The sequence below is a fragment of the Pseudomonas sp. genome (assembly GCF_050739655.1).
Lineage (GTDB): Bacteria > Pseudomonadota > Gammaproteobacteria > Pseudomonadales > Pseudomonadaceae > Aquipseudomonas.
The window spans coordinates 1-5,337 of the sequence record NZ_JBOIBY010000396.1; the positions used below are offsets into that span (position 1 = coordinate 1).

At 56.7% G+C, this 5,337-nt stretch carries 9 protein-coding genes; 5 read left to right on the forward strand and 4 right to left on the reverse strand.

Features of this window, described 5'->3' with window-relative positions; translation table 11 throughout:
- The first annotated feature begins 284 nt into the window (after positions 1-284).
- Positions 285-1,121 carry an AraC family ligand binding domain-containing protein gene (locus ACRESJ_RS19220; RefSeq protein WP_431759297.1) on the forward strand — a complete coding sequence of 279 codons (837 nt, stop codon included), beginning with the start codon at positions 285-287 and terminating at the stop codon, positions 1,119-1,121.
- 108 nt (positions 1,122-1,229) lie between these two features.
- Positions 1,230-1,826 (forward strand): LysE family translocator, encoded by a 597-nt coding sequence (locus ACRESJ_RS19225; RefSeq protein WP_431759298.1) that lies wholly within the window; start codon positions 1,230-1,232, stop codon positions 1,824-1,826.
- 325 nt (positions 1,827-2,151) lie between these two features.
- On the opposite strand, the gene ACRESJ_RS19230 is transcribed toward ACRESJ_RS19225, so the two are convergent.
- Positions 2,152-2,448 carry a hypothetical protein gene (locus tag ACRESJ_RS19230; protein WP_431759299.1) on the reverse strand — a complete coding sequence of 99 codons (297 nt, stop codon included), beginning with the start codon at positions 2,446-2,448 and terminating at the stop codon, positions 2,152-2,154.
- 138 nt (positions 2,449-2,586) lie between these two features.
- The gene (locus ACRESJ_RS19235; protein WP_431759300.1) at positions 2,587-2,895 is read right to left on the reverse strand and encodes a DUF6966 domain-containing protein; all 309 of its coding nucleotides are present in this window, start codon (positions 2,893-2,895) and stop codon (positions 2,587-2,589) included.
- A gap of 444 nt (positions 2,896-3,339) precedes the next feature.
- Here ACRESJ_RS19235 and ACRESJ_RS19240 point away from each other — a divergent pair, with 444 nt between their 5' ends.
- Genes ACRESJ_RS19240 through ACRESJ_RS19250 form a run of 3 tightly spaced genes read left to right on the forward strand, consistent with a single transcriptional unit; the run spans position 3,340 to position 4,301 of the window.
- Positions 3,340-3,675, forward strand: coding sequence for an RAQPRD family integrative conjugative element protein (locus ACRESJ_RS19240; RefSeq protein ID WP_431759301.1), 336 nt, complete (start codon positions 3,340-3,342; stop codon positions 3,673-3,675).
- Positions 3,662-3,901, forward strand: a complete 240-nt coding sequence (locus ACRESJ_RS19245) for a TIGR03758 family integrating conjugative element protein (RefSeq protein WP_431759302.1) — start codon at positions 3,662-3,664, stop codon at positions 3,899-3,901. Before ACRESJ_RS19240 ends, ACRESJ_RS19245 begins: the two co-directional genes overlap by 14 nt.
- 55 nt (positions 3,902-3,956) lie before the next feature.
- Positions 3,957-4,301, forward strand: coding sequence for a TIGR03745 family integrating conjugative element membrane protein (locus tag ACRESJ_RS19250; protein ID WP_431759305.1), 345 nt, complete (start codon positions 3,957-3,959; stop codon positions 4,299-4,301).
- A gap of 120 nt (positions 4,302-4,421) precedes the next feature.
- Here the strand turns inward: ACRESJ_RS19250 and ACRESJ_RS19255 are convergent, their stop codons facing one another.
- On the reverse strand, positions 4,422-4,784 hold the full coding sequence (locus tag ACRESJ_RS19255; protein WP_431759303.1) for a Mor transcription activator family protein: 363 nt from the start codon (positions 4,782-4,784) through the stop codon (positions 4,422-4,424).
- Positions 4,781-5,248, reverse strand: a complete 468-nt coding sequence (locus ACRESJ_RS19260; RefSeq protein ID WP_431759304.1) for a gp16 family protein — start codon at positions 5,246-5,248, stop codon at positions 4,781-4,783. The genes ACRESJ_RS19255 and ACRESJ_RS19260 overlap by 4 nt, the downstream gene beginning before the upstream one ends.
- Positions 5,249-5,337 lie beyond the last annotated feature (89 nt).

Genomic DNA, 5,337 nt, shown 5'->3' on the forward strand with positions numbered 1-5,337 from the left:
TACTTTGAGCAGAGGATTCCGGGCTCAGATTTCGCGTAGCTACGCACAAAAAAGGCGTTTTCAGTGGCCAGTATGCGGACAGTCTGGAAGAACCGAATTTTTCAACACAATCGGCCGATTTCTGCCTGTCACGACTGACGGAAACCGACCCGTTTTCTGCCTTTCAGCATAGGCAGCTATGGCTCAGCATCAAACTGCACAAATCTTCTAAACGTCCTTTTCAAAAGCGCGGTAATTTAGTCGCCCGCACAGTTCAAAGCTGAACCATACCTCTGGAGCCTTCCGTGGATAAACGCAACTGGATTGAGCTGTCCCAGGATGCCGATACCGGGATTGAATCGATTCGTGCCCATTTTCAGGGGCATGCCTACGATCCGCACTGGCATGACAGTTTTCTGGTGGGGGTCACCGAACAGGGGGTGCAGCAGTTCAATTGCCGACGCGTTCGCCATCTTAGTACGCCGGGCAAGGTATTCATGCTGGAGCCGGGGGAAATCCACGATGGGCATGCGCCGACCGAGGAAGGGTTTACCTATTCCATGCTCTACCTCGATCCGCACTGGCTTGAACGGGAGTTGCATGCGTTGTTCGAGCACGCGCCGGCCGATAGTCAGCCGGGCTTTGCCGACACCCTGAGCCAGGATCCGGGCCTGGCCACTGCCATTTATCAAGCCTTCCACGTGCTCCATGAGGGTGACTTGCGCATCGTGCGCCAGAGCGCCATCGATACCTTGTTGGGGTCGCTCACTTGCCACCTTGATTGGCGCAAGCGGCAGGCCTTTGATCCGCGTCTGCCGTTGGTGGCCCAGGTTGCACGTGACTATCTGCATGCCCATGTCTACGAGGACATCGGGCTGGATGATCTGGCTCAAGCCTGTGGTGTTGATCGCTTTCGCCTGACGCGGTCCTTCAAGGCAGCCTTTGGGCTGGCGCCTCATGCTTATCTGATCCAGCTGCGCCTGGCCAAGGCGCGGCAGCTACTGGCGCGGGGCGAGTCGCCGGCGCAGGTGGCCAGTGCTCTCGGGTTCTCCGATCAAAGCCATATGGGGCGCTGGTTCCGCCGTGCCTACCAGCTCACGCCAGCGGACTACCGCAAGCGCTGCTCAAACCTTCCAGACTGAATCCAGCTGACCCGCGACCATGGCCTCCTATCTGATCAAGGAGTCCATGCCATGTCTTTTTCGCTGTTCCTTTCTACGCCTTCGATGTGTCCTCAGGGAGTCTGAGCCATGGAATCGTTGTTGCCTTTCCTGCTGTTTGCGTTCGTTGCCTCGATCACCCCGGGGCCGACCAATATTCTGGTGCTGAGCCACAGTTCGCGGTGGGGGCTGGGCGCTACGCTGCCGATCATTTTTGGCGCATGCGTGGCGGCGGCGCTGATTGTGTTTGCAGTCGGGCTCGGCGTGGGCGAGACGCTGCTGCGGTTTCCGCGAGTGCAGCAGGCAATGGCCTGGGCCGGGGTGCTCTGGTTGAGTTGGCTGGCCTGGCAGATCATTCAAAGCGCACCGCCGTCCCTGAACCCGACTACCCCGCGCGACGAGGGCCTGAGTGTGTTCGGTGCCGCCACCCTGCAATTGCTCAACCCCAAAGTCTGGATGATGGCGGTGGCGGTGGTGAGCGTGTTTGCCGGTGGCGGCGACAAGACCATGCGGCTGGTGTTGTTGTCGCTGGTGTTTCTGTTGGTCTCCTTACCGTGCATGACTCTGTGGGCGTTGCTCGGCGTGGGTAGTGCTCGGTTTTTTGGTTCGCCACAGGCGTTCAAACGCGTGAACCATGCACTGGCTTTTTTGCTGCTGGTGTCGGCCTGGTTGACCGTGCTGGTGTAGGTCGAACATTGCCTGGGCAGGGCGCTTTAATCAGCAGCCAGACCCCGCCAGACTTAGGGTGGTGATGAAGGCCTGTATGGAGAAATAGGCGGGCAGAATGCGTTCGTACAGAGACTTCAAGGGGGAATTGCCAGGCCAACGGTAGTCTCGATTGTCCAGTAACGTTCTGGTTCTGACCGTTTAACTTGCTCTAAATCGTTTTTACACAGCTTCGGCCGATTGCTGCCTGTCACGACAGGCAGAAAACGACCCAATATAGCTGCCTGTCGCAACCGCATGCGATTGCTGCCAGATACGAAGAACTGCCTGAACTTGTACTGATTTTTTAGTCAAATCCGCCAAGGCGCTTCAGGGACTTCGGATCGAATGACACATTGGCCATAGTTCGAGCGCCAGGTACTGGTTGCCATTCAGCAGTGGTGGTATCGATTTCGCGCAGAGTCCATTGCTTGGCGCCGGACCAGGACAGTTCTATGTAGGGGCCTTCAAGTACTTCGTTCGCTATTAATATGTCGACCTCGTCAGCAGGTCCCGGGAGCATGCCTCCGACAGCAATGGGCACGCGCAGACGCAAAAGGCTGTTGAGCATGCACAACAGTTCGGCACGTGATGTGTAATGCACTCTGTGCTCCCCGACTTTCGTGTAGGCAAACACCAGGTTGCCCGTTGCGGAGTCTACGGAGCTGATCAAAGTGAGATGAGTCGGTGGCCGGCCTGACCCCTTTGAGTAACGTAGTTTGATAACTGCGCCCTTTTATGCTTATCGCTTTATGAAATCGACGAGCTTCGCGGCTTCATTGCGCAATTCATCGAATCTGTCGTTTAGCTCAACATGGCCCGGCTTCCAGCAAAGGACGCCATTTTCATCGCTTTGACCAAGAATGAGATCATTGAATGAGCCCATTCCGCCATAGGCTGACTGTAGGTACTCAATTCCGGAGTAATCAGAATCCATTAAGCGTGCTCTTGCCTTACGCATCCACAGGCTCCAGTGAGGATCTCCATCGCTCTCAAGCATTGCTGCAAGCTGATCAAGAACGCAGATCAGCTCTTCGGTTTTCGGTCCCATTTCTTGACATCGTCCAAGGTGAAACACGGTATGGAAGTGAGCTCTGCTGCCGAGTGTTTATCGTCAGTCTCTCTGTATTAGCTACTGTTTCGCCATCAGGTTGTCCAAGGGCCGCTCTTGGCCGACTCCCGCCTGTCGTCACCGGCAGAGAGCGGCCGAAGCTGTGTAAAAACGTTTTAGAGCAAGTTAAACGGTCAGAACCAGAACGAAAATCGCGTTCCTACGCAATTTTCAGGTCTGGCCGACTAGCCAAGCGCTGGCAGATGTTACGTAACAACGCAGACTTCAAAACGGTGTCTGCGTTTTTACACGCTCTGGGCTAATAGCTGCCGGCCTTACAACTGGCACTTCGTCTTAAAGCGAATGCCCAAAGATCCGTTTACTTCATGTCAAAACCTGCGTGAGTCATCAAGGTGAAAACCAGTTTCCGCTCTGGATTTCACCATGACGAACTCTCCATGCCTCCCAGTCATTGTCTGCTTCGTAACGCTCTCCGCGCTTGCTCAAGACATCCGAGAGCGCTCGGACTTAGGCCTCATGGATCAGCAGCTCGGCGTCATCGCACACCTGGCCGAGCGAGCTCACAGTGTCAGTACCCACACCGAAGGAGCTCGCTATCGCTTCGACTACCCCCGGTTCACAGCTGATCTCGAGCGCTTGCGCCATGGCGTCAACCAGTACCTTTCACCCTCCCGGGCGCAGCCGGCCGACCTTGCCGATTTGATTGGCGACTATCGCGCGAACGCCCCGCAACCGAGCACGACCGATGAGCATGACTGACACCCAACTCACCGCGTTCTCCGCAGTGGCCGGCTTTACCCCACAGCTCAGCTCAGTGCTGTGGCGCTCGTCCGTTCTGGTGCTGGCGTTGCTCTGGTGCGCCTGGACCTTGTGGACCGGCTACCGCGGCTGGGCGGCCGGCAATATCAACTTCGGGGCGCTCGGTGGCAGCACATTGCGCATTGCCCTCGCCCTGATCGTGCTGATGTTTTTCATGCTGTCGTAAACCAGGAGACCTTGCCATGAACCTCTGCCGTTTTTGCCCTTGTCCTCTCGTAGCGATGTGGGAGTACTGCTCAAAAGCCCTCCTCGCCGGCCTGATGTTGTTGAGTTCAACGCTGGCCTGGGCTGACCTACCAACCATGGAAGCCCCGTCCCGGGGCGAAGGTGCCGGACTCATTGACACTATCAAGAACTACGCCTACGACGGCGGCATCCTGCTCGGGCTGCTAATTGCCACCCTCGCGTTTCTGGGCGTGGCCTGGCATTCGCTCACCGTGTACGCCGACGTGCAAAACCAGCGTAAGACCTGGAAGGATCTCGGCGCCGTGGTCGGAGTCGGCGCACTGCTGGTGGTGGTGATCCTGTGGTTCCTGACTAAAGCCGCCACGATTCTGTGTGTTTAGGACTGAGATAAATACCAGGGGGAGTGTGGGATAAACCTGGGCCATACCGGGATAGGCTGGCACAGGTTGGGATGGATTGTGAAATTCAGTTGCAGCCGGTGCAATAAGACGACGCCCCACTCAATCGTCGGTGAGCGGGGCAAACATATCAACTTGGCGACGTGCTATCTCGTCCTTTCGTACTGCCTTGACGATCTTATAGATCCACTGAAGCGACACAGCGTATTTACGCGCCAACTCGCTATGGTTGGTGCCATTGAAGTCGTCGTAGATCTGACGATCCCGGCGACTCAACTTGACTGACAGCCCCATCGGGAAATACAGGTTCTGGCCACCCCAATGCGCCGCCATCCGGTCAGAGACTTCCTGGGCAACATGGCGAGCGGCGCCGTCCTCCATGGACACCAGCTCAACAAGCGCCACTGCGATGTGCTCAGTAAGATCCGTGAGCAACTCCGGGCCTTTGCTTCTGAATTCAGTCATACACCCTCCTTTGCGGCTGTCGAAGCCAACTCAACACGTTGCTGCCATTGCTTCAGGTTTTCGATCACCCGGCTTGCCTGTGGACCAGTGAGCCACTGCAGGGCCGCGACGCCGGTCATGCTCAATACGAATTTCGCCAGCGATTCCTCGGATGGGTCACGCACTGCACCAAGGCCGTGAAGCGTTAACCACATAGAGCGGATCTTCCTGGACGGCCCATCAGTCGCCATCGGACGCTGCTGCGCATTCTTTGGACGAACCGTGAAGCCACGCTGCTTGAGCTGTTCCAAGACCCGTACCAGGTTTGGAACGCTCAAATCAGCGGTGGACGTTGCGCCGTCCAATCCTTTCATGCTGGCCAACATCAGGCGGTAGGTGTCGTCATCCATATGCAGCTCGCGCCGGGCAACATGAATCAGCTTGATCAAAGGCAGGCGGTTTGGATTGGAAGGCGCTTTTTTCACTGCGCACCTCCAGACCACGAACGTGGACCGCTGCGTTTTTCGTTCTTGGCAGCATGGATCTGCTGGCGGATTTTGCTGCACTTCAAGTG

Bases quoted from the DNA above. Each gene is read 5' to 3' on its own strand.
- ACRESJ_RS19225 (WP_431759298.1), top strand. From the start codon at position 1,230: ATGGAATCGTTGTTGCCTTTCCTGCTGTTTGCGTTCGTTGCCTCGATC.
- ACRESJ_RS19235 (WP_431759300.1), bottom strand. From the start codon at position 2,895: ATGGGACCGAAAACCGAAGAGCTGATCTGCGTTCTTGATCAGCTTGCA.
- ACRESJ_RS19240 (WP_431759301.1), top strand. From the start codon at position 3,340: ATGACGAACTCTCCATGCCTCCCAGTCATTGTCTGCTTCGTAACGCTC.
- ACRESJ_RS19245 (WP_431759302.1), top strand. From the start codon at position 3,662: ATGAGCATGACTGACACCCAACTCACCGCGTTCTCCGCAGTGGCCGGC.
- ACRESJ_RS19250 (WP_431759305.1), top strand. From the start codon at position 3,957: ATGTGGGAGTACTGCTCAAAAGCCCTCCTCGCCGGCCTGATGTTGTTG.
- ACRESJ_RS19255 (WP_431759303.1), bottom strand. From the start codon at position 4,784: ATGACTGAATTCAGAAGCAAAGGCCCGGAGTTGCTCACGGATCTTACT.